The organism is Paludibacterium flexuosum (assembly GCF_037076605.1).
In the GTDB taxonomy this organism is placed as follows: domain Bacteria; phylum Pseudomonadota; class Gammaproteobacteria; order Burkholderiales; family Chromobacteriaceae; genus Paludibacterium.
Map to the genome: position 1 here is coordinate 2,132,004 of NZ_AP029060.1, position 23,539 is coordinate 2,155,542.

The 23,539-nt window shown below is 61.9% G+C and carries 21 protein-coding genes; 5 read left to right on the forward strand and 16 right to left on the reverse strand.

From position 1 onward, the window contains the following. Nucleotides 1–8 precede the first annotated feature (8 nt). The 16 genes from AACH39_RS10200 to gatC all read right to left on the reverse strand — a co-directional run bounded on the left by AACH39_RS10200 (nucleotide 9) and on the right by gatC (nucleotide 17,599). Nucleotides 9–740, reverse strand: coding sequence for a cell division protein FtsQ/DivIB (locus AACH39_RS10200; RefSeq protein WP_215780227.1), 732 nt, complete (start codon nucleotides 738–740; stop codon nucleotides 9–11). Next, nucleotides 730–1,641 (reverse strand): D-alanine--D-alanine ligase, encoded by a 912-nt coding sequence (locus tag AACH39_RS10205; RefSeq protein WP_338619839.1) that lies wholly within the window; start codon nucleotides 1,639–1,641, stop codon nucleotides 730–732. The genes AACH39_RS10200 and AACH39_RS10205 overlap by 11 nt, the downstream gene beginning before the upstream one ends. 41 nt (nucleotides 1,642–1,682) lie before the next feature. Beyond that, nucleotides 1,683–3,068, reverse strand: a complete 1,386-nt coding sequence (murC, locus tag AACH39_RS10210) for a UDP-N-acetylmuramate--L-alanine ligase (protein WP_215780223.1) — start codon at nucleotides 3,066–3,068, stop codon at nucleotides 1,683–1,685. Nucleotide 3,069: 1 nt separating this feature from the next. Continuing rightward, nucleotides 3,070–4,140: an undecaprenyldiphospho-muramoylpentapeptide beta-N-acetylglucosaminyltransferase gene (murG, locus tag AACH39_RS10215; RefSeq protein ID WP_338619840.1), complete on the reverse strand. Its 1,071-nt coding sequence runs from the start codon at nucleotides 4,138–4,140 to the stop codon at nucleotides 3,070–3,072. Between the two features lie 17 nt (nucleotides 4,141–4,157). Beyond that, nucleotides 4,158–5,303 (reverse strand): putative lipid II flippase FtsW, encoded by a 1,146-nt coding sequence (ftsW, locus tag AACH39_RS10220; RefSeq protein WP_215780218.1) that lies wholly within the window; start codon nucleotides 5,301–5,303, stop codon nucleotides 4,158–4,160. 11 nt (nucleotides 5,304–5,314) lie between these two features. Then, entirely contained in the window at nucleotides 5,315–6,682 is a 1,368-nt protein-coding gene (gene murD, locus AACH39_RS10225) for a UDP-N-acetylmuramoyl-L-alanine--D-glutamate ligase (protein WP_338619841.1), read from the reverse strand. Nucleotides 6,683–6,690: 8 nt separating this feature from the next. Then, the gene (gene mraY, locus AACH39_RS10230) at nucleotides 6,691–7,776 is read right to left on the reverse strand and encodes a phospho-N-acetylmuramoyl-pentapeptide-transferase (protein ID WP_215780214.1); all 1,086 of its coding nucleotides are present in this window, start codon (nucleotides 7,774–7,776) and stop codon (nucleotides 6,691–6,693) included. A gap of 1 nt (nucleotide 7,777) precedes the next feature. Further along, the gene (gene murF, locus AACH39_RS10235; protein ID WP_338619842.1) at nucleotides 7,778–9,139 is read right to left on the reverse strand and encodes a UDP-N-acetylmuramoyl-tripeptide--D-alanyl-D-alanine ligase; all 1,362 of its coding nucleotides are present in this window, start codon (nucleotides 9,137–9,139) and stop codon (nucleotides 7,778–7,780) included. After that, nucleotides 9,120–10,613 carry a UDP-N-acetylmuramoyl-L-alanyl-D-glutamate--2,6-diaminopimelate ligase gene (locus AACH39_RS10240; RefSeq protein WP_338619843.1) on the reverse strand — a complete coding sequence of 498 codons (1,494 nt, stop codon included), beginning with the start codon at nucleotides 10,611–10,613 and terminating at the stop codon, nucleotides 9,120–9,122. The genes murF and AACH39_RS10240 overlap by 20 nt, the downstream gene beginning before the upstream one ends. 13 nt (nucleotides 10,614–10,626) lie before the next feature. After that, the gene (locus AACH39_RS10245) at nucleotides 10,627–12,369 is read right to left on the reverse strand and encodes a penicillin-binding transpeptidase domain-containing protein (protein ID WP_215780209.1); all 1,743 of its coding nucleotides are present in this window, start codon (nucleotides 12,367–12,369) and stop codon (nucleotides 10,627–10,629) included. Next, nucleotides 12,369–12,638 carry a cell division protein FtsL gene (gene ftsL, locus AACH39_RS10250; protein WP_215780207.1) on the reverse strand — a complete coding sequence of 90 codons (270 nt, stop codon included), beginning with the start codon at nucleotides 12,636–12,638 and terminating at the stop codon, nucleotides 12,369–12,371. The genes AACH39_RS10245 and ftsL overlap by 1 nt, the downstream gene beginning before the upstream one ends. Beyond that, the gene (gene rsmH, locus AACH39_RS10255; RefSeq protein WP_338619844.1) at nucleotides 12,635–13,597 is read right to left on the reverse strand and encodes a 16S rRNA (cytosine(1402)-N(4))-methyltransferase RsmH; all 963 of its coding nucleotides are present in this window, start codon (nucleotides 13,595–13,597) and stop codon (nucleotides 12,635–12,637) included. Before rsmH ends, ftsL begins: the two co-directional genes overlap by 4 nt. Beyond that, nucleotides 13,594–14,040: a division/cell wall cluster transcriptional repressor MraZ gene (mraZ, locus tag AACH39_RS10260; RefSeq protein WP_215780203.1), complete on the reverse strand. Its 447-nt coding sequence runs from the start codon at nucleotides 14,038–14,040 to the stop codon at nucleotides 13,594–13,596. Before mraZ ends, rsmH begins: the two co-directional genes overlap by 4 nt. Before the next feature lie 298 nt (nucleotides 14,041–14,338). Then, complete coding sequence (gene gatB / locus AACH39_RS10265; protein ID WP_338619845.1) at nucleotides 14,339–15,769, reverse strand: Asp-tRNA(Asn)/Glu-tRNA(Gln) amidotransferase subunit GatB; 1,431 nt, start codon at nucleotides 15,767–15,769, stop codon at nucleotides 14,339–14,341. Between the two features lie 15 nt (nucleotides 15,770–15,784). Then, nucleotides 15,785–17,236 (reverse strand): Asp-tRNA(Asn)/Glu-tRNA(Gln) amidotransferase subunit GatA, encoded by a 1,452-nt coding sequence (gatA, locus tag AACH39_RS10270; RefSeq protein WP_338619846.1) that lies wholly within the window; start codon nucleotides 17,234–17,236, stop codon nucleotides 15,785–15,787. A gap of 75 nt (nucleotides 17,237–17,311) precedes the next feature. Then, a complete protein-coding gene (gatC, locus tag AACH39_RS10275; protein ID WP_215780196.1) occupies nucleotides 17,312–17,599 on the reverse strand; it encodes an Asp-tRNA(Asn)/Glu-tRNA(Gln) amidotransferase subunit GatC in 288 nt (95 codons plus the stop codon). A gap of 219 nt (nucleotides 17,600–17,818) precedes the next feature. Between gatC and AACH39_RS10280 the strand changes: the two genes are divergently transcribed. The 5 genes from AACH39_RS10280 (at nucleotide 17,819) to rodA (ending at nucleotide 23,415) form a co-directional block, all read left to right on the forward strand. Further along, the gene (locus AACH39_RS10280) at nucleotides 17,819–18,862 is read left to right on the forward strand and encodes a rod shape-determining protein (RefSeq protein WP_133682305.1); all 1,044 of its coding nucleotides are present in this window, start codon (nucleotides 17,819–17,821) and stop codon (nucleotides 18,860–18,862) included. An 83-nt stretch (nucleotides 18,863–18,945) separates the two neighbouring features. Continuing rightward, a complete protein-coding gene (gene mreC / locus AACH39_RS10285) occupies nucleotides 18,946–19,854 on the forward strand; it encodes a rod shape-determining protein MreC (RefSeq protein WP_215780193.1) in 909 nt (302 codons plus the stop codon). 3 nt (nucleotides 19,855–19,857) lie between these two features. After that, a complete protein-coding gene (gene mreD, locus AACH39_RS10290; RefSeq protein ID WP_215780191.1) occupies nucleotides 19,858–20,361 on the forward strand; it encodes a rod shape-determining protein MreD in 504 nt (167 codons plus the stop codon). A 2-nt stretch (nucleotides 20,362–20,363) separates the two neighbouring features. After that, a complete protein-coding gene (gene mrdA, locus AACH39_RS10295; protein ID WP_215780189.1) occupies nucleotides 20,364–22,340 on the forward strand; it encodes a penicillin-binding protein 2 in 1,977 nt (658 codons plus the stop codon). Then, nucleotides 22,321–23,415 carry a rod shape-determining protein RodA gene (gene rodA, locus AACH39_RS10300; protein WP_215780186.1) on the forward strand — a complete coding sequence of 365 codons (1,095 nt, stop codon included), beginning with the start codon at nucleotides 22,321–22,323 and terminating at the stop codon, nucleotides 23,413–23,415. The genes mrdA and rodA overlap by 20 nt, the downstream gene beginning before the upstream one ends. The last annotated feature ends 124 nt before the right edge of the window (nucleotides 23,416–23,539 follow it).

Here is a 23,539-nt window from a genome sequence, read left to right on the forward strand (position 1 = left end):
CCAACTGCTTACTTTTTACCTTGAGCCGCCTGCGATGCCTGATACCCCGGCATGCGGACAGCGAATCCATTCGGATAACGCATATCGACGTAGCTGATCGGGTACGGCAGCCTTGCCAGCGTTCCCTTCCAGTGGGTCGTGAACCGGAGCGCGCGATTCTCGACATCGCCCCGTCCCAGCTCGATATGTACCCCGTTATCCAGCTCAACACTCCATGCGCGCCGATCAGACAACACCAGCCGCACGATCTTCAAATCTGCCAGGGCGAAGTCCTGCTTCAGCCGCTGATACATCTGCGCCATGTCCTTCTGGGCGCCTGCCGGACCGTAAAACACCGGCAGATCATTCTGGTCGCTGGCGGCGTCAAACCATGTGCCATTGACATCGACCAGCCCGTCCTCCCCCCAGCGCGACAGCGCCGCATACTCGTCAATCGAGATCTCCAGCGTATCCGGCCAGGTTCTTCTCACCTGTGCGCCCCTGACCCAGGGCAGCTTGCCGAATGCCGCACGCGTACGATCAATGTCCAGGGTAAAGAACGAACCGGTCAGTTCATGCTCGGCAATGAACTTCAGCTGTTCCGGCGTGACCCGCTGCATCTTTCCGGTGATGCGGATCTTCTTCACCGGGAACACCGGTGCATGCGTTACCCAAAACCCACCTGCGTACAGCAACATCCCGATCGAGACCAGCAACAGCAGATTCGCCAGCCTGCGCAACGCGATGTGGTTATCCCACATGCGCCGTATCCAGTACCGCCAGACACAGATCCTCGTAGCTCATGCCGGCCTGACGGGCGGCCATCGGCACCAGACTGTGGCTGGTCATGCCCGGGGCGGTATTCACTTCCAGCAGGTAAGGCTGACCGGCCTCATCCATCAGGAAGTCGATGCGGCCCCACCCCTGCCCGCCAAGTACCTTGAAGGCACGCAGGGCATATTCGTGAACCCGGGCCTCGGTGTCGGCCGGAATCCCCGACGGACAGCGGTACACCGTGTCATCACGGAAATACTTGGCGTCATAGTCATAAAACTCGGTCGCCGGCTCGATCTTGATGGTCGGCAGCGCACGCTCGCCCAGCATCGCGCAGGTATACTCGCCACCACCAATGAACTGCTCCGCCAGCACCAGGCTGTCGTACTTGCGGGCAGCTTCGTAGGCTGCACGCATTTCCGCCGCGCTTTTCACCTTGCTGATGCCGATGCTCGAGCCTTCACAGGCAGGCTTGACGAACAGCGGCAGTCCCAGTTCGGCAACCACCTGATCCAGGTCCGTCTGCTCATCCAGCAGACGGAACGCCGGAATCGGCAGCCCGGCGGCCTGCCACAGCAACTTGGTGCGCCACTTGTCCATCCCGATGGCCGAAGCCATGACGCCACAACCGGTATACGGCAGCCCGAGGGTTTCCAGCGCGCCCTGCAGCGTGCCATCTTCGCCAAACGGGCCATGCAGAATGATGAAAACGCGATCGAAGCCTTCCTCCTTGAGCGCCGACAGCGGCTTCTCGGAAGGATCGAACGGGTGCGCATCCACCTGACGCGACTGCAGCGCCTTGAGCACGCCACTGCCGCTCATCAGCGACACTTCGCGCTCGGCGGAGGATCCGCCCATCATCACTGCCACTTTGCCGTACTGCTTCATTGCCTTGTTTCCTGTGCTGGCCGCCTGTGCGGCCGGTTTGCTTAAACTTGTGCCACCACTTTGGCCGGCACGGCACCAATGGAGCCTGCCCCCATGGTGATCACCACATCGCCGTCGCGGGCAGCATCGAGAATCGCCTGCGGCATGTCGTCGATGCTTTCGACGAAAATCGGTTCGACCTTGCCGCCGATCCGCACGGCACGCGCCAGGGCACGGCCATCCGCGGCCACGATCGGGGCTTCGCCCGCGGCATACACCTCACCCAGCAACAGACCGTCCACGGTGTTCAGCACCTTGACGAAGTCTTCGAACAGGTCGCGGGTGCGGCTGAAACGGTGCGGCTGGAAGGCCAGCAGCAGCCGGCGGTCCGGGAATGCGCCGCGGACGGCAGCCAGCGTCGCGGCCATTTCGACCGGATGATGGCCGTAGTCGTCGATCAGCGTGAACTGCCCGCCATCCTTGCTGGCGACTTCACCGTAGCGCTGGAAGCGACGGCCGACGCCGGCGAAGTCAGCCAGGCCCTTCTGGATCGACGGAATATCTGCACCGCACTCCAGACCGATGGCAATCGCCGACAGCGCATTGAGCACGTTGTGGCGGCCCGGCAGGTTGAGCAGGACCGGGAAGCGCTGGCCGTCCTTCAGCACGACGTCGAAACGCATGCGGCCGGCATCGGCGACCAGGTTCTCGGCGCGGATATGGGCATCGGCATCAAAACCATAGGTCGTGACCGGCTTGGTGATACGCGGCAGAATCTCGCGCACATTGGCGTCGTCGACACACAGCGCGGCACACCCGTAGAACGGCAGGCGCTGCAAGAAGTCGACGAAGGCCTGCTTCAGCTTGTCGAAGTCATGACCATAGGTGTCCATGTGGTCGGCATCGATATTGGTCACGACGGCCATCACCGGGGTCAGATACAGGAAAGAAGCATCCGACTCGTCGGCCTCGGCCACCAGGAACTCGCCCGAGCCCAGACGCGCATTGGTGCCGGCCGCCGTCAGCTTGCCGCCGATGACGAAGGTCGGATCCAGTCCGGCAGCGGCCAGTACCGAGGACACCAGGCTGGTGGTGGTGGTCTTGCCGTGGGTACCGGCAATGGCGATGCCCTGCTTGAAGCGCATCAGCTCGGCCAGCATCAGCGCGCGCGGGATCACCGTAATGTTCTGGGCCTTGGCGGCCATCACTTCCGGGTTGTCGGCCTTCACGGCCGTCGAGGTCACCACCACATCCGCACCCTGCACATACGTGGCATCGTGCCCGAAATACACGCGCGCTCCCTGGCCGACCAGGCGCTTGGTGGTGGCGTTATCGGACATGTCGGAACCGCTGACGGTATAACCCAGGTTCAGCAGTACCTCGGCGATGCCGCTCATGCCGACACCGCCAATGCCTACGAAGTGGATGTGATTGACTCTGTGTTTCATTTCATTCTCTTGTCAGTGCCTCGCAGGCATCGGCGACGCGCGTGGCGGCATCGACGATGGCGAGACGGCGTGCGTTGCGGGCCATTTCCAGGCACTCGTCACGCGTCAATGTTTGCAGGCTGGCCGCCAGGCTGGCCGGCGTCAGTTCCTTTTGCGGCACCAGACGGGCTGCACCGGCCCGGGACAGGTAGCGGGCATTGCCGGTCTGGTGGTCATCCACGGCGCTGGGCAACGGTACCAGCATGCTGGCTACACCGGCCGCGGCCAGTTCGGCTACCGTCAAAGCGCCGGCACGGCAGATCACCAGATCGGCGCGGGCATACTCGACGGCCATGTCATCGATGAAGGCGCGGCAATCTGCCTCGACGCCGGCATCGGCATAATGCTGTTTCAGGGCATCGATCTGCTTGACGCCGGCCTGATGCACCACCTGCGGTCGCTGCGCTTGCGGCAACAGGGCCAGCGCCTGCGGCAAGGTTTCGTTCAGCACCTTGGCCCCCAGGCTGCCGCCCACCACCAGTACGCGCAGCGGGCCGCTGCGATCGGCAAAGCGGCTTTCCGGCTCGGCCACGGCGGCGATCTCCGGACGTACCGGGTTGCCGACCAGGCCGTCATCTCCCGGGAAGGCACCCGGGAAGGCAAACAGGGTGCGGCTGGCAATCTTCGACAGCAGGCGATTGGTCAGCCCGGCCACCGAGTTCTGCTCGTGAATCACCAGCGGCTTCCACAGCACGCGGCTCATCAGGCCACCCGGGAAGCCGGTATAACCACCGAAGCCGACAGCGATATCCGGACGGTGGCGCAGGATGACGCCGGTGGTACAAGCCAGGGCTCGCGCCATCATGAAGGGCAGCGAGAGCCAGCGCTTGAGACCGTTCTTGCGCATGCCGGCGATGCGGATGGTTTCGATGGCATAGCCGTGCTGCGGCACCAGACGGGTTTCCATCCCGCCCGCGGCACCGAGCCAGATCACCTGCCAGCCGCGCCCCTTGAGGACGTCAGCCACGGCCAGTGCCGGGAAGATATGCCCCCCGGTACCACCCGCCATGATCATTACGGTCTTGTTTGCCATCATCGTTTCCATGCGCCTCAGCCTTTGTAGCCGCGCATGATCCTCCGGTTTTCGTAATCGACGCGCAGCAGCAGCGCCATCGAAATCAGGTTGAACAACATCGCCGAACCACCAAACGACATCAGGGGCAGCGTCAGACCCTTGGTCGGCAACAGACCCATGTTCACGCCCATGTTGAAAAAGGCCTGAATCCCGAGCCAGATGCCGATGCCCTGCGCCACCAGCGACTGGTAGTAACGCTCCAGCTTGCGCGACTCGACCCCGATGTGGAACGCGCGGCGCACGATCCAGGCATACAGGGCAATCAATACACAAATGCCGAAAAAGCCGAACTCTTCGGCAATCACGGCCAGAATGAAGTCGGTGTGCGCTTCCGGCAGGTAAAACAGTTTTTCCACACTTGCGCCGAGCCCGACACCGAACCACTCACCGCGACCGATGGCGATCAGCGAGTGCGACAGCTGATAGCCCTTGCCGAACGGATCATCCCAGGGGTCCATGAACCCCAGCACCCGCTTCAGGCGATACGGCGAGCTGATGATCAGCAGCACGATCGCCACCAGCGCCATCGCGGCCAGCCCGCTGAAGATGCGCATGTTGATGCCGCCGAGGAACAGAATCCCCATGGCAATCGTCATGACCACCATCAGCGCGCCGAAGTCCGGCTCGCGCAGCAGCAGGAAGGCCACCACCACCATGGCGACAAACATCGGCAGAAAGCCTTCCTTGAGGCTGTGCAACTTGTGCGACTTTCGCACCGTGTAATCTGCCGTGTAGATCACCGTGGCCATCTTCATCAGTTCAGACGGCTGCAGATTGATCACGAACAGCGAGATCCAGCGCCGCGAACCGTTGACCACCTTGCCGATCCCCGGGATCAGCACCGCCACCAGCATCAGTACGCCGATCAAAAACAACTTGCCGGCGTATTTCTGCCAGAAGGCCGTCGGAATCTGAAACGCGACATAGCCGCCGGACAGACCAATCACCATGAAAATCACATGGCGAATCAAATAAAAGTACTTGTTCTGCGTTGCCGCATCGGCTTCCGCATAAGCAATCGAGGCCGAGTACACCATCACCAGGCTGATCGACAGCAACAGGGCAATGGCCCAGGCCAGTGCCTCGTCGATCACGCTGGTGGCGGCATACTGTCCTTTCATGCTGGCCACCGTCATAGCCCGCGCTCGCTCTGCACGGCGCGCACGGTATCAATGAATACCTGGGCGCGCTCGGCATAATTGCGGAACATGTCCAGGCTGGCACAGGCGGGCGACAGCAACACCACATCACCCGGTTGCGCCAGCGCACAGGCGGCACGCGTCGCATCCTGCAGCGTCTCGAAGTGCTGCAGGGCAATCTCGCTGCCGGACAGCGCCGCAGCGATCTTGTCGGCATCGCGGCCGATCAGCATCACCTTGCGCACAATGCGCTGGCAGGCCGGCGCCAGCGGCGCGAAATCCTGGCCCTTGCCATCGCCACCGGCAATCAGCACCACCGGACGGGTCATGCCGTTGAGCGCCGCTACCGTGGCACCGACATTGGTGCCCTTGGAGTCGTCGATGAACTTGATACCGTCGAATTCATTGACCAGCTCGACGCGATGCGACAAGCCGCGGAAGCTGCTCAGACCGGCCAGCAGGGTCTCGCGAGCCAGGCCGATGCCTTCGCACAGCGCCAGTGCCGCCAGGGCATTGGCGGCATTGTGCAGTCCCTCGAGCGGGAGCTGTGCCAGGTCGAATGACCGCTGGCCATCCAGGCACAACCAGGCCTGCCCCTCTTGCTGCTGCAGCCCGTATTCAACACGATCATTCAGCGCGAACCATTTGATGGCATGCCCCGGCCGCACCATGGCGCGCACCAGCGGGTCTTCGGCATTCAGTACCTGCACGCCGCGGCCGTTGAACACGGCGGTCTTGGCATGGGCGTAATCCAGCAGATCGTTGTAGCGATCGAGGTGATCCTCGGAGATGTTCAGTACCGTGGCCGCATCGGCGTGCAGGCTGGTGGTGGTCTCCAGCTGGAAGCTGGACAGTTCCAGCACCCAGACATCCGGCTGCTTGCCGCTGGCCTCGCGCTGCGCCAGGGCTTCCAGTACCGGCAGGCCGATATTGCCCGCCACTTCGGCATCCAGACCGGCATGGCGGCACAAATGTCCCACCAGCGTGGTCACCGTGCTCTTGCCGTTGGAGCCACTGATGGCAATCACGCGCGCGTCACTGCCGGCGATGGCACGGGCAAACAGCTCGATATCGCCGACCACCTCGCCACCCCGGGCGCGATAGGCGGCAATGGCCGGGGTGGACAATGCCACGCCCGGGCTGACAACCAGCAGTTCGACGCCGTCGAAGGTCTGTGCGTCAAAGGCGCCGGCACGCACCGTCACCTGAGGCAGTTCGCGGTGCAGCACGTCCAGGTTGGGCGGCGTGGCACGGCTGTCGGCCACCGACACGATCGCGCCGTGCGCGGCAAGCCAGCGCACGGTGGCCAGCCCGGAATCTCCGAGCCCCACGACCATGATGTGACGGTTGGCAATATTCATTTTCATTCTCAGCGCAGCTTGATGGTCGACAGGCCGATCAGCACCAGCATCATGGTGATGATCCAGAAACGCACGACCACCTGCGTCTCTTTCCAGCCCTTCAGTTCATAGTGGTGATGCAGCGGTGCCATGCGGAACACCCGCTTGCCGGTGAGCTTGAACGATGTCACCTGGATCATCACCGACAAGGCTTCCATCACGAACAGACCACCCATGATGAAAAACACGATTTCCTGCCGCACGATGACGGCCACGGTGCCCAGCGAAGCCCCCAGTGCCAGCGCCCCGACGTCGCCCATGAACACCTGGGCCGGATAGGCGTTGAACCACAGAAAGCCCAGGCAGGCGCCGCAAATCGCCGCGCAGAATACGGCCACTTCGTGGGCCCCCGGAATAAAGGGCAGGCCGAGGTATTTGGAAAACACCGCGTGGCCGGCAATGTAGGCGAAAATCGCCAGCGCTGCCGCCACCAGCACCGTCGGCAGGGCCGCCAGACCATCCAGGCCGTCGGTCAGGTTGACGGCATTGGAGGCGCCGACAATCACCAGATAGGTCAGCACGCAGAAACCGATGGCGCCGAACGGATAGATAACGTTCTTCAGGAACGGCACGATGAACTCGGTCGATGCCGGCAGGCTGGCGGTGCTCACCAGCAACACCCCGGCGCTGATGGCGATCAGCGACTGCCAGAACATCTTGGCGCGGGCCGAGATTCCCTTCGGGTCGCGGTAGACGACCTTGCGCCAGTCATCGTAAAACCCGATGGCACCGGTGCTCAGCATCACGGCCAGCAGAATCCAGACATATTTGTTGCGCAGGTCGGCCCACAGCAGGACGGTCAGGGTGATCGACAGCAAGATCAGCGTCCCGCCCATGGTCGGCGTCCCGGCCTTGATCAGGTGGGTTTGCGGACCATCGGAACGTACCGCCTGGCCAGCCTTCAGCTCGGTGAGCTTGCGGATCAGCATCGGCCCCAGGCACAAGGAGATCCCCAGCGACGTCAGCGATGCCAGCACGGCACGCAAGGTCACGTAGTTGAAGACACTGAATGCGCGAATATGATGCGCAAGCAAATCAGCTAACCAGAGCAACACTTCATTTCCCCTTCTGGCCGACCAGGTGGTCGACGACACGATCCATGTTCATGAAGTGCGAACCTTTGACCAGCACAGTCGCCTGCGGCGGCAAGGCGCCGTCCAGCCAGGCCAGCAAGGGTTCGATCGCTTCAAAATGCTTTGCCGGCGCGCCATAGGCCTCGCTGGCATGGCGGCTGAGTTCCCCCAGCGTCACCATCATTTCGACGCCAAGCTGACGGGCAGCCTGACCAATTTCGGCATGCAACTGCGGCGCCGTCTCGCCCAGTTCGCCCATGTCGCCCATCACGAACCAGCGCGGTGCACGCAGTCGCGACAAGACTTCCAGGCCGGCATGCATCGAATCCGGGTTGGCGTTATAGGTGTCGTCCAGCACACTGGCCCCATTGCGGGCGGTCTTCTTTTGCAGACGCCCCTTGGCGCCTTCGAAGGCCATCAGGCCGCGCGTGATGGCAGCAGGCGGTACATCCAGCGCCAGCGCCAGCGTGGCGGCGGCCAGGGCGTTGCGTACGTTGTGCTCGCCCGGTGCGGGGATGCGTACGGCCATCTCGCCCAGCGGGGTGTGCAGCGTCATGCTGCTGCCGTCACTGCCCAGGGTGTAATTCAGCGCCTGCACATCGCCCTGCTTGAGGCCAAAACGCAGCACGCGATGCGCACCGGCGGCTGCGGCAAACAGTTCGGCATTCGGGTCTTCGGCGTTGAACACGGCCACGCCATGTTCCGGCAGGCCCTCGAAGATTTCCGACTTGGCCCGGGCAATGCTCTCGACCGAGTCAAACTGGCCCAGGTGGGCACGCAGGGCATTGTTGATCAGCGCGACATCCGGACGAGCCAGCGCGGTGAGATAGCTCAGCTCCCCGGTATGGTTCATGCCCATTTCGATCACGGCATAGCGATGCGAGGCATTCATGCCCAGGAGCGTCAGCGGCAGGCCGATGTCGTTGTTCAGATTACCGGCGGTCATCAGGACGGCATCGGCACCGGCGTGGGCACGCAGGATGGCGGCCAGCATTTCCTTGACCGTGGTCTTGCCGTTCGAGCCGGTCACCCCCACCAGCGGCAGGTCGAAGCGGGCACGCCAGCCGGCGGCCAGCTGACCAAGCGCCAGCCGTGTATCGGCCACGGCGATCAGGCTGCCTTCCTGCTCAAGCGCAAACCCTTCGTGAACCACGGCGGCCACCGCCCCCTGTTCCAGCGCTTTTACCACGAAATCATGCGCATCGAAGCGCTCGCCCTTGAGGGCAACAAACAGATCGCCCGGCTGGATGGCCCGGCTGTCGGTCACCACACGCATGATCTCGGCATCCGAGCCGATCAGCTGGCCGCCCGCCAGGCGTGCGGCTTCAGATAGCGTCAGCATCATGTGTCTTGCCCCATTCGGTCAGTGCATCTTCAGCGACGCGAAAATCGGAGAACGGCCGTTTGACGCCGTTGATATCCTGATATTCTTCGTGCCCCTTGCCGGCAATCAGGATGATGTCGCCAGCCCGTGCCTGCGCCACGGCCCAGTGAATGGCCGCTTCGCGATCCACTTCCACATGGCCCGGGTGCTTCATGCCGGCCAGCACCATATTGATGATGGACAGAGGATCTTCGGTACGCGGATTGTCGCTGGTCAGCACCGCGACGTCGGCAATCCGCTCGGCAATCCCACCCATGATCGGACGCTTGCCGTTGTCGCGGTCGCCGCCACAGCCAAACACGCAGAACAGCTTGCTGCCGGCCGGACGAATCTCGGCCAGCGTCGACAGCGCCTTGTCGAGCGCATCCGGGGTGTGGGCGTAATCCACGACCACCAGGGGTTCGTGCGCACCGCCGATGCGCTGCATGCGGCCACGAGCCGGCTGGATCTTGCCCAGCGCCTGGGCGGCAATGGTCAGATCGACGCCATTGGCGCACAGGGTAGCCAGGCAGGCCAGCAGGTTGGCGGCGTTAAAGCGCCCCAGCAGCCCGCTGCGGATGTCGACTTCGCCCCAGGGGGTGGTCACATGCATCTGCAGGCCATCGAGCGAATTCAGCAACTTGAGCGGGCGAACATCCCCCTGCTCCAGGCCATAGGTGATCACCCGCACTTGCTCGTGATCGAGACGGCCCACCATGGCGCGACCGAAATCGTCGTCGACATTGACCACGGCGTTTTGCAGCCCTTGCCAGTGGAACAGCTTTTCCTTGGCCGCACCGTAGGCTTCCATGGTGCCGTGATAATCCAGATGGTCGCGGGTCAGGTTGGTGAACAGCGCGGTATGGAAAGCCACGCCATTGGCCCGTGCCTGATCCAGACCATGCGAGGACACTTCCATGGTCACCACATGCGCCCCCTGGCGGCGATACTCGGTCAGCTTGTGCTGGATGGTCACCGGATCCGGGGTGGTATGGGTGGTTTCAGTCAGCTCGCCATAAATACCGTTACCAACCGTACCGATCAGTGCCGCTTTCTGGCCCAGCAGCGAGAAGGCCTGCGCCAGCCAGTGCGACAGCGAGGTCTTGCCATTGGTCCCGGTAATGCCGATCACGCGCATCGCACGGCTCGGGTCGTGGCTGACGTGGCTGGCAATGATGCCGGCGCGCAGGCGCAGTTCAGGCACGGCCAGGTTCGGCACCTGCCAGGCAGGGTTCCAGACGAAGCCATCCGCGGGATCCCACAGGACGGCCACCGCCCCATTGGCAATGGCCATGGGGATGAAGTGGCGTCCGTCGGCAAACGCACCGCCGAAGGCGAGGAATACATCGCCCGGCATGACGCGCCGACTGTCGGACTCGACACGCTTGATGTCGACGCCCAACTGGTTGAGATCTGCCGGATTCCAGTCCGGCAACGGTGACAAGCGACTGAACATTTGTCTGGTTTCTTTAAAAATCCGCCGGTATCGGCGTGGTTGCCGGCAACAGGGTGTTGTTGTACGGCTGATCCGGCTGCACATTCAGGATGCGCAGGGCGCCACCGGCCACATTGGCAAACACCGGTGCCGCCACGGCGCCACCGTAGTACTTGCCGGCCGAAGGCTCATCAATCATCACGGCCACGATCATTTTCGGGTCCTTGCCCGGGGCAAAGCCGATAAACAGGGCACGGTGCTTGTCGGCGACATAAGTGTTGCCGACCAGTTTGCGTGCGGTACCGCTCTTGCCGCCGATGCTGTAGCCCAGGATGCGGCCACCGACGGCACCACCGCCGGGTTCGCTGTTGGCGATCAGGACATCGCGCATCTCGTCGGCGGTTTTGGCCGCCAGAACCTGCTTGCCCGGCAGCGGTGTACCGGTCTTGTACAGCGAAACCGGCATCATCATGCCGTGGTTGGTAAAGATGCTGTAGGCACGGGCCATTTGCAGCAGGCTGACCGACACGCCGTAGCCGAAGGACATGGTGGCCTGCTCGATCGGGCGCCAGGTTTTCCAGTCACGCAGACGGCCGGCGGCCTCCCCGGGGAAGCCCGTGTCCGGCGAGCGGCCGAAACCGAGCGAATCGTAGTAGCTCCAGAAATCCTGCGGCTTGACCATCAGCGCCAGCTTGCTGGCGCCGACGTTACTGGACTTCTTGATGATGCCTTCGATATCCAGACGGTCGGAGTCGGTCACGTCGTGAATCCGTGCCGGGCCGATCATGTAGGGATGGGTATCGAGCACGGTCTTGACGCTGGCCTTGCCCTCCTCCAGCGCCACGGAGATCGACAGCGGCTTCATGGTCGAACCGGGCTCGAAGGTATCGATCACCGCCCGGTTGCGCATCATCTCGGTGGTGACGCCCTGGCGGTTGTTGGGGTTGTAGGTCGGGAAGTTGGCCAGCGCGAGCAATTCGCCGCTGTGGGCATCCAGCACCACCACCGAGCCGGCCTTGGCCTTGTTGGCCTCGACGGCGGCCTTGATTTCGCGCGAAGCCAGATACTGGATGCGCTGGTCGACGGCCAGCATCAGGGTCTGGCCATCACGCGGCGGTTCGATCGGGCCGACATCCTCGATGATGTGACCACGCTGATCCTTGATCACGACCCGGCGGCCGTTGCTGCCGGCCAGCATCTTCTCGCGTGCCAGTTCGACGCCTTCCTGACCCTTGCCGTCCACACCGGTGAAGCCAATGATGTGGGCAAAAATGTCACCGGCCGGGTAGAAGCGGCGGAACTCCTGCTGCTTGGCAATGCCGGGAATACCCAGCGCCATCACCTGTGCAGCCAGCTCCGGGCTGATCTGACGCTTGAGATAGACGAACTCGCGCTTGTGGTCGGACAGCTTGCTGTCCACCTCTTCCGGCGACATTTCCAGCAGGCGGGCCAGCTCACGCAGCTTGGCCGGCGGCACCGGATCCATGTCGGAAGGGCTGGCCCAGATGGTCTGCACCGGGGTACTGATGGCCAGCGGTTCGCCATTGCGGTCGGTGATCAGACCACGATTGGCTTCCAGCACCATCGAACGGCGGAAGCGCGCATCCCCCTGATTCACCAGGAAGGATTGCTGTGCCACCTGCAGGTAAATGGCACGCCCGATCAGGCCGGCAAACAGCAGGCCGATGGCCGCAAGCATAAAACGGACACGCCCTGTCGACATGCGCAGGGCGGGAGGTGGCGGCACGAAGCGCTTGGCGGGCTGGTAGACCTTCATCAGGTGGCTCCCGCCGTAATGACCTGAACCTGACGCGGATCAGGTGTATGCATGCCAAGTCTGGCTTCTGCCGCTTTCTCGATCACGGCATGCGCGCCCCAGGTGCCTTGCTCCAGCATCAGCTGGCCATATTCGACATCCAGTTGCTGCTGGGATTTCTGTTCTTTCTGCAGATCACTGTAAAGCGTGCGCGAGACGTGCTGCGAGGTCACCACTGACCAAGCACACAGAACAACCAGGGCGAGCAGGATGGCGTTGAGCTTGTTCATGCCCCCTCCCCTTGCCATGTCCCGGCAGTACGCTCGGCCACGCGCATGATGGCGCTGCGTGAGCGCGGGTTGGCGGCGACTTCCTCATCGCCGGCGCGCACGGCCTTGCCGATCAGCTTCATCGGTGCTTCGGCCAGATCGCTGGCACGAACCGGCACCCAGGAGGGCAGCTTGTCGGCCGTGCTGGCATCGCGCAGGAACAACTTGACGATGCGGTCTTCCAGCGAATGGAAGCTGATGATGGCCAGACGACCGCCGAGGGCCAGTCTGGAGACCGCCTGCGGCAGAATGTTGTTCAGCTCGTCCAGCTCGTGGTTGATGTGAATTCTTATCGCCTGGAAAGTCCGCGTTGCAGGGTCTTGCCCCGGCTCACGAGTACGGACGTTTTTCCCAACGAGCACAGCGAGCTCACGCGTAGTCGTGATGGGCTCGATGTCCCGTTGCGCAACAATGGCTGCTGCGATCTTGCGAGCAAACCGCTCTTCACCATAAGTCTTGATAACCTCCCTGATTTCCGCCTCGTCAGCCGTGGCCAGCCATTCGGCAGCGGTCATGCCGCGCGTGGTATCCATACGCATGTCGAGCGGCGCATCGAAGCGGAAACTGAAACCGCGTCGCGCATCGTCGATCTGCGGTGAAGACACCCCCAGATCGAGCAGGATGCCGTCGACCCGGGCAATACCCAGTTGATCGAGAGAACGTGCAAGGGACTCGAAACCGTCATGCACCAGTGTGAAGCGCGGGTCCTGCTCGGACAGGGCACGGCCGACGGCCACGGCTTCGGGGTCTTTGTCGAAGGCAATCAGGCGCCCCTGGGGGCCCAATTGCGACAGGATCAGCCGACTATGCCCACCACGCCCGAACGTGCCATCGACGTACACACCGTCCGGGCGAACGGCGAGTGCGGCAACAGCTTCGTTCAAGAGCACCGTCAGGTGCACGAAGGGGGCGGTGGTCACAGCGTGAAATCTCCAAGGTGTTCCGCCAGGTCATCCTGGCTGATTTCCAGTGCAGCATTGGTCTGGTCGTCCCACTCGCGGGCATTCCACAGTTCGAAGCGGTTCCCCATACCCACCAGGGCCACTTCCTTGTCCAGACCGGTGAGTTCACGCAAACGCGACGGCAGCAGGATGCGGCCGGCGCTATCCATTTCCAGGGTTTCGGCATGCCCCAGTACCAGGCGCTGATAGCGCTTGAGGGTGGGATTCCCGGTGGGCAGGGCCAGCAGGCGGGCTTCAACCGGGCGCCAGTTCGGCTCCGGATACATCAGCAGGTGGTCGGAAGATTCGAGCGTCACGACCAGCTTGTGGCCGAAAGCGGACAACAGCGTCTCCCGGTGTCGGGCCGGAATGGCCAGACGACCTTTGCTATCGAGAGAGACTACGCTGACACCGCCAATCATTTTATTTGCTCACGCTTCCCTTAGAGTGCTTCCATTCTCCACTTTAACCCACTTTGCCCCACTTTTCGCCACTATAAGAAAGAAGTTCCCCACGGTCAATATCGTTAACGGCTAATTCGCCTTATGAGACAAAGACTTAGCTGGAGGGTATGAAGTGATAAACCGAGACAAATCAGTACCTTAAATAATGCACTGAATGTGGGGTGTGAAATGAGAAAAAACCACAATCTGTAGTATTAATCCGAAAAAAATCAGACGGCCGGTCAAGACCGGCCGTCTTAAATCAACGAATTAACAATCAGGCAGTCAATTTATTCTTGAGTATTTCAAGTACCTGAGCCGGGTTGGCCTTGCCCTTCGAAGCCTTCATGACCTGACCCGCCAGCGCATTGAGTGCCTTTTCCTTGCCGGCACGGAATTCTTCGACTGCCTTGGGGTTGGCGGCAATGGCTTCTTCCACCATTTTCTCGATAGCGCCGACGTCGGAGACCTGCTTCAGGCCATCACGCTCGATAATGGCATCCGCCGACAGATCACTGTCCCACATGGCATCGAACACCTGCTTGGCCAGCTTGCTGGACAAGGTATTGTCGGCAATGCGCGCCACCAGGCCAGCCAGACGCTCGGCCGAGATCGGACTACTGCTGATGTCGCGGCCGTCCCGGTTCAGCCGGGCTGCGATTTCGCCATTGATCCAGTTGGCCACCAGCTTGCCCTGGCCACCGGCCTTGACAGCCGCCTCAAAGTATTGCGCCTGAGCCAGGCTGCTGGTCAGCAGGGCGGCATCGTAGGCCGAGAGGCCGTATTCGCTGGCAAAGCGCGCCTTCATCTGCCCCGGCAGTTCCGGCATCTCGCCGCGCACACGGGCAATCCATGCCTCGCTGATCCACACCGGCAGCAAATCCGGATCGGGGAAATAGCGATAGTCGTGGGCATCTTCCTTGCTGCGCATCATGCGCGTCTCGCCGCTCTCCGGATCGAACAGCACGGTGGCCTGCTGGATCTTGCCGCCGTCTTCCAGCGTATCGATCTGCCACTGGATCTCGTAGCGTGCCGCCTGCTCGAGGAAGCGGAAGGAGTTGAGGTTCTTGATCTCGCGCCGGGTGCCGAATTCCTTTTGCCCCTCGGGCCGCACGGAAACGTTGACGTCCATGCGGAAGCTGCCTTCCTGCATGTTGCCATCGCAGATACCCAGCCAGGTCACCAGCGTGTACAGCGACTTGGCATAGGCGACGGCCTCTTCCACGGAACGCATGTCCGGTTCGGAGACGATCTCCAGCAGCGGCGTACCGGCACGGTTCAGGTCGATGCCGGACAGGCCATGGAAATCTTCGTGCAGGCTCTTGCCGGCATCTTCTTCCATGTGCGCGCGGGTCAGACGGATGATCTTTTCTTCTTCACCCAGCTGAATGGTAATTTGCCCGCCCTCGACCACCGGCAGATCCATCTGGCTGATCTGATATCCCTTGGGAAGGTCCGGATAGAAGTAATTCTTGCGGGCGAAGACGTTTTTCTGATTGATCTTCGAGCCCAGCGCCAGGCCGAGACGGATGGCCTTGTCGACGGCCGCCTCGTTCAGTACCGGCAGCACACCGGGATAGGCGAGGTCGACATTGCAGGCCTGGGTGTTCGGCGCCGCACCGAAAGCGGTCGAGGCGCCGGAGAAAATTTTGGACACGGTGGACAGTTGCACATGCACTTCCAGACCGATCACGACTTCCCATTTCATAGTCTGTTCTTCCCTTTACAGCGCCGGTGCGCGGGTGTGCCAATCGGTGGCCAGCTGGAACTGGTGAGCCACATTCAACAGGCGCGCCTCCTCGAAATAGTTGCCGATCAGCTGCAGACCGATCGGACGGCCATTGCCGGCGAAACCGGCCGGCACGCTCATGCCGGGCAGGCCGGCCAGGTTGACCGACAGGGTATAGATGTCCGACAGGTACATCTCGACCGGGTCGTTGTTCATCGAGCCCAGGTCGAAGGCTGCCGTCGGCGCCACCGGTCCGAGAATGACGTCACAGTCGCGGAAGGCCGCGGCAAAGTCATTGGCAATCAGACGACGGATCTTCTGCGCCTTGAGGTAATAGGCGTCGTAGTAGCCATGCGACAACACATAGGTGCCGACCATGATGCGGCGCTTGACCTCGGCGCCAAAGCCTTCGGCACGGGTCTTTTCGTACATGTCGACCAGATCGCTGTACTCTGCCGCACGGTGGCCATAGCGCACGCCGTCATATCGGCTCAGGTTGGACGACGCCTCTGCCGGCGCAATCACGTAATAGGACGGGATCGACAGGGCAGTGTTCGGCAGGCTGACGTCGACAACGGTCGCCCCCTGCTTCTTCAGCTCGGCCACAGCCGCGTCGACCACGCGCGCCACATCCGCAGACAGACCTTCGGCGAAATACTCGCGCGGCAGACCGACCCGGAGTCCGGCCAGCGGTCTGGCCAGATCACGGGCATAGTCTTCGGCAGCACGCTCGACGCTGGTCGAGTCCCGCTGGTCGAAACCGGCCATCACATTAAGCATCAGGGCACAGTCTTCGGCCGTCTGTGCCATCATGCCGCCCTGATCAAGCGAGGAAGCAAAGGCCACCATGCCATAGCGGCTGACCACGCCGTAGGTCGGCTTGAGACCGGTCACACCGCAATGCGATGCCGGCTGGCGAATCGAGCCACCGGTATCGGTTGCCGTGGCCACCGGTACCATGCGCGCGGCGACGGCAACGGCCGAACCACCGGAGGAGCCCCCCGGAATAGCGGCGGTGTCCCAGGGGTTTTTCACGGCGCCATACCAGGAGTTCTCGTTGGAGGACCCCATGGCGAATTCATCCATATTGGTGCGGCCCAGCGTTACCAGGCCGGCCTTTTTGCACTGTTCGACCACATGGGCATCGTAAGGCGAGACAAAATTGTCCAGCATGCGCGAGCCGCAGGAGGTCTTCCAGCCCTGCTGGCAGAACAGGTCCTTGTGCGCCATCGGCACACCGGTCAGCAGGCCGGCCTGGCCGGCGGCGCGACGGGCGTCGGCCGCGCGGGCTTCTGCCAGGGTCTTGTCGTGATCGACGGTGATGAAGGCATTCAGCGCCGGGTTCAGCGCATCGATGCGCGCCAGGTAGGCGCGCGCCAGCTCTTCGCTGGAAACGGCGCCGCTCGCCAGTTGCTGCGACAGGGTCTTGAGCGTGGCAGTGATCATTGTTGTCATTCCATTAGCCGTTGGCGCAGGGCGGCACTGGCTGCCACTACGCCCGAATTCGGGTACAGAGAGGGTTTATTCGATGACCTTGGGTACCAGGAACAGCCCGGCTTCGGCCTGCGGGGCCAGGGCCATGAAGGCGGCACGCTGATCGGCTTCGGTCACGGCGTCGGCACGCAGGCGCAGAGCGACATCCTGCGGGTGCGACATCGGCTCGACGTCATCGGTGTTGATCGCCTGCATCTGCTCGATCAGGCCGAAAATGTCATTCAATTGCTGGCCGACGGCCTCGATTTCCTGTTCGGTGACCGCGATGCGAGCCAATTTGGCGATACGCGCGACATCTTGCTGCGTCAGTGACATGGCGTCCTCTTTAAAACCTTTAATCTTTCAAGAGTAATAGGGTATCATAGCCCGTTTGATTCTCCCAAGATTGATGCATCACTGCGGCGCATGCCGATTGATGGGTGGCACTGTCCGGCCCACGATTCAGCAGCCGGGGTGGATTCAAGTGTAAACTCATGGACTTTCGGGCCTCGGGCCCGGCACCCGTCAACGGACAACTGAACCAGGATCGACCCAATGTTTCGTTCGCTAACCGGCTATTTTTCGAATGACCTCGCCATTGACCTTGGCACCGCTAACACTCTGATCTACATGCGCGGCAAGGGCATTGTGCTTGATGAACCCTCGGTCGTCGCGATCCACAACGATGCGCCGACCAACAAAAAATCCATCCTGGCCGTCGGCCTGGAAGCCAAGAAGATGCTCGGTCGTACCCCGGGCTCGATTCAGGCTATCCGTCCGATGAAGGACGGCGTGATCGCCGACTTCACCGTGACCGAACAGATGCTCAAGCAGTTCATCAAGAAGGTCACCCCGAGCCGCTTCTTCTCGGCCAGCCCGCGCATCGTGATCTGCGTTCCCTGCGGTTCGACCCAGGTTGAGCGTCGTGCGATCAAGGATTCGGCCCTGGCGGCCGGCGCCCGTCGCGTCGAACTGATCGAAGAACCGATGGCAGCCGCCATTGGTGCCGGCCTGCCGGTTGAAGAACCGACCGGCTCGATGGTCGTGGATATCGGCGGCGGCACGACCGAAGTCGGCGTGATCTCCCTCGGTGGCGTGGTGTACTCGAACTCGGTGCGTGTCGGTGGCGACAAGTTTGACGAAGCCATCATCAACTACATCCGCCGCAACTACGGCATGCTGATCGGCGAAACCACCGCTGAAGAAATCAAGAAGACCATCGGCTCCGCCTTCCCGGGCGCCGAAGTGCGTGAAATGGAAGTCAAGGGCCGCAATCTGGCCGAAGGGATTCCGCGTTCCTTCACCGTTTCTTCCAACGAAATTCTGGAAGCCCTGACCGAGCCGCTGAACCAGATCGTTTCCGCCGTGAAGATCGCTCTGGAACAGACCCCGCCGGAACTGGGTGCCGACATTGCCGAAAAGGGCATGGTGCTGACCGGTGGCGGCGCGCTGCTGAAGGATATCGACCGCCTGCTGGCGGAAGAAACCGGTCTGCCGGTATTTGTCGGTGAAGAGCCGCTGACCTGCGTGGTACGCGGTTCCGGCAAGGCACTGGAAAAGATGGACAAGATCGGCACCATCTTCACCAACGTACCATAATCACATTGCCAAAGGCCCCGTAGCGCCCTCGGGCGCCGCGGGGTTGCAACCAGTCATGCCCCACCGGGGGAACGCAGGGTCTGATGGATTTTGCCAATAATCCCAGTTTCATTCGCCAGGGACTTTCGCCCGGCTCGCGGCTTGCCATCTGCGTCGCGATGTCGGTTGCCCTGCTGATCGGCGACAGCCAGTACGGGCTGATGGAATACACCCGTCAAGGCATGTCGGTGCTGTTCTATCCGCTGCAACGCGCAATCAACTTCCCCTTGGTTGCCGCACGGCGCATCGACGACTTTCTCACGACACAAAGCACCCTGCAGGCGGAAAACGAAGTGTTGCGCCGGCAGCAGATCGTGCTGCTGTCGCGCGTACAGCGTCTGGAAGCGGCAGAGCACGACTTCGAAGCCCTGCGCGCACTCAACCAGCTCAAGAGCGAACGACCGGACGGCGCCAGCCTGGCGGAAATCCTCTACACCGGCCGCGACCCCTTCTCCTACAAGATCATCATCGACAAGGGCCAGGATTCGAAGCTGCACGCCGGTCAGCCGGTGGTCGATGATCGCGGCCTGATCGGCCAGATCACCCGCGTCCAGCCCCTGACGGCCGAAGTCACGCTGATCACCGACAAGACCCTGATGATCCCGGTCACCATCCAGCGTACCGGCCTGCGTGCCATCCTCTATGGCTACGGCGGCGGTGTCGAAGCCCGCTATCTGCCGATTCATGCCGACGTGCGCCCGGGCGACCTGATGGTCACCTCCGGTATCGACGGCCTCTACCCGGAAGGGATTCCGGTGGCGTTCGTCACCCGCGTCGAGCGCAACCCGGACAGTGCATTCATTCATGTGACCACCATGCCGACTGCCGGCGTCCAGAAGGGACGCTACGTGCTGATCCTGCAGGAAAAGGCCAATATCCCTGCCCGACCGGCCGACCCGGCCACGCCTGCGCCCAAGAAGGGCAAAGCACAACCCGACGATTCCACGGAGTAAGCCATGTCGTTTGACCGACCGAAAGAACTGTTGAAGCCGGTCCGGCGGCGCTTCATCTACCTGAGCTTTGTCATTGCCATCCTGATCGACCTGCTGCCGCTGCCGGTCAGCACGGCGCTCTGGCTGCCCGACTTCATCGCCCTGCTGATCCTCTACTGGGTCATCAACCAGCCGCGCCGCGTCAGCGTCGGCACGGCGTTTACCCTGGGCATCATTGCCGACGTCGCCTCGACCGGCATGTTCGGCCAGCACGCCCTGGCGTATTCGATCACCAGCTATATGGCCCTGCTGCGCCAGCGCCAGCTGATCATGTTCAACCTCGGCCAGCAGACGCTGGCGGTGCTGGCGCTGATGCTGACCAACCAGCTCATCATGGTGGCCACCCGCATGGCCACCGGCTCGGCTTTTATCGGCTGGTCGTATTTCATCCCGCCACTGACCGGCGCCATCCTCTGGCCGCTGCTGACCAAGCTGCTGCTGTTGCCCTACCGATCGCATAAAGTCTGACCATGCCACGCGAGAAACTCACCAGCCTGAAAAACCTGCGTTCGGAAGAGAATCAGTTCCAGCTGCGCCTGGTGGTGGCGTACGTCTTCATGTTGCTGATGTTTTTCCTGCTGATCGGCCGCTTTGTCTGGCTGCAGGTCGTGCAGTACCAGCACTTCACCACCCTGGCCCAGAACAACCGCATCTCGCTGGTGCCCATCCTGCCCAACCGCGGACTGATTCTGGATCGCAACGGGGTGGTCCTGGCGCAGAACTATTCGTCTTACACGCTGGAACTGACCCCCAGCAAGATCGACGACATGGAAGCCACCATCGCTCAGCTCAAGCAGCTGGTCGATATCACGCCGCGTGATATGAAGCGCTTCCGCAAATTCCAGGAAGATGCCAAGGATTTCGAGACCCTGCCGCTCAAGGTCAAGCTGACCGATGAGGAAGCCGCTCGCCTGGCCGCCAATATGTGGCGTTTCCAGGGGGTCGAGGTCAAGGCCCGCCTGTTCCGCGACTATCCGTTCAAGGAACTGACCAGCCATGCGCTGGGCTATATCGGCCGTATCAACCTGAAAGAAAAGCAACAGCTCGAAGACGAAGACAAGACCACCAATTACCGTGGCACCACGTATATTGGCAAAACCGGCCTGGAAGCGGTGTATGAAGACCAGCTGCATGGCCAGGTCGGCTTCGAGGAGGTTGAGACCGACTCCGGTGGCCGAGCCATCCGCTCGCTCAAGCGCACCCCGCCCGTCAACGGCAACACCCTCAAACTGGCACTGGATATCCGTCTGCAGGAAATTGCCGACAAACTGTTTGGTGACCGCCGTGGCGCCCTGGTCGCCATCGATCCCAATGACGGCGGCGTGCTGGCCTTCCTCTCCAAGCCGGGTTTCGATCCGGCCCTGTTCATCGACGGTATCGACAGCCAGACCTGGGCCGCACTGAACGGCGACTGGCACAAACCGCTGGTCAATCGCGCCATGCGCGGTATCTACCCTCCCGGCTCGACTTTCAAGCCGTTCATGGCCATGGCGGCACTGATGTCCGGCATCATCAAGATGGATGACATCCGCGGCGCACCGGGGGTGTTTGTGCTGCCGGGCAGCTCACACCAGTTCCGCGATGCCGACAAGAACGGCCATGGCATGGTGACCCTGCAAAAGGCCATCACCGTGTCCAGTGACACCTTCTTTTACAAGCTGGCCTGGGACATGGGCATCGACCGGATTTCGCCGGTGATCGGCCAGTTCGGGCTGGGCAGCAAAACCGGCATCGACCTGGATGGCGAGCTGGCCGGCGTCCTGCCGTCGAAAGAATGGAAAGCCCGCCGCTTTGCCAGACTGGGGCCGGCAGCGCAGAAATGGCTGCCGGGCGACGTCGTCAGTATCGGTATCGGCCAGGGTTACAACTCCTATACCCCGCTGCAGATGGCCAATGCCACCGCCACCATGGCCAATGACGGCAAGCTGTTCCGCCCGCATCTGGTCGAATCGATTGTCGATGTGCGCACCGGCCGCGAGACGCATGTCAATACTTCGCCGCTGCGACAGCTGCCCTTCCCGCAGGCCTACTTCGATTACATCAAGGCCGGTATGGAAGGCGTGCTCAAGCCGGGTGGCACGGCAGGCTCCATTGGTGCCGGCCTGACCTATACCATGGCCGGCAAGACCGGTACGGCACAGGTGGTGGCGATCAAGCAGGGCGCCAAGTACAACGCCTCTGCCATTGCGGAGCAAAACCGCGACCACTCCTGGTTTATTGCCTTCGCACCGGTGGATCATCCGAAAATCGCCGTGGCGGTGATCGTCGAAAACGGCGGCTGGGGTGCCGGCGCCGCGGCACCGATTGCCCGCGCCATTTTCGACTTCTATCTCACCGGCAAAGTCCCCCCGGCCATTGCCGAAGAACTGAAAACCGCGACCCTGCCGATCGTGCAGGCGCCCCCACCCGCCAAGAAGGTTGCCAGCGATGAAGTCGCAAATCCTTAAGCGCCTGTGGGCCAAACTGATCGAGCCGCTCGATGGCTGGCTGATGCTGTTTCTCGGCCTCATTTTCATGCTGAGCCTGCTGGTGCTCTACTCTGCCTCGAACCAGAGTTTCGACAAGATCGACAACAAGCTGGCCTACACCGTGCTGTCGCTGTGCATCATGTGGATCATCGCGCGTACGCGACCGCAGGTGATCATGCATTTCGGACCGCCCCTGTATCTCGTCGGCCTGCTGTTGCTGATCGCCGTCCATTTCAAGGGCATTACCGTCAATGGTTCCACCCGCTGGCTGTCACTGGGCTTCACCCGCATCCAGCCATCGGAAATCATGAAGATCGCCCTGCCGATGATGATCGCCTGGTACTTCCAGAAGCACGAGGCCAATCTGCGCTGGTGGCACTTTATCGGTGCGGTGCTACTGATGCTGCTGCCGGTCGGCCTGATTCTCAAGCAGCCTGACCTGGGGACCGCCACCCTGATCATGGCCGCCGGCTTCTTCGTGCTGTTTTTCGCCGGCCTGTCCTGGCGCGTGATCGTCGGCGGACTGATCGCCTTCTCGGCCAGCCTGCCGGTCATCTGGCACGTCATGCACGACTACCAGCGAAAGCGCATTCTGACCCTGATCGACCCGATGAGCGACCCGCTCGGCGCCGGCTACCACATCATCCAGTCCATGATCGCCATCGGTTCCGGCGGTCCGATCGGCAAGGGCTGGCTCAACGGCACCCAGACGCACCTCGACTACATTCCGGAGCGAACGACCGACTTCATCTTTGCCGTATTCTCGGAAGAGTTCGGCATGATCGGCAACCTGATCCTGGTCGGCCTTTACCTGCTGATCATCAGCCGCGGCCTGATGATCACCGCGCGGGCTCAGACGCTGTATGGCCGCCTGATGGCCGGCTCGATCACCCTGTCGTTCTTCTTCTACGCCTTCGTCAATATGGGCATGGTCTCGGGTATTCTGCCGGTGGTCGGCGTGCCCCTGCCCTTTGTCTCCTATGGCGGTACCGCCACCGTCACCCTGTTCATCGGCACCGGCATGCTGATGAGCATCGGCAAACTGCGCAAATGAACACGGGGGCCTCGGCCCCCGTTCTTCTTGGTATCGATACCACACCCGGCAGGCCGTGCCATGCCATTTTTCATCCGCATGCCGCAGCGATGCTATTATCATGACTAATGGTCATTCAATCTGC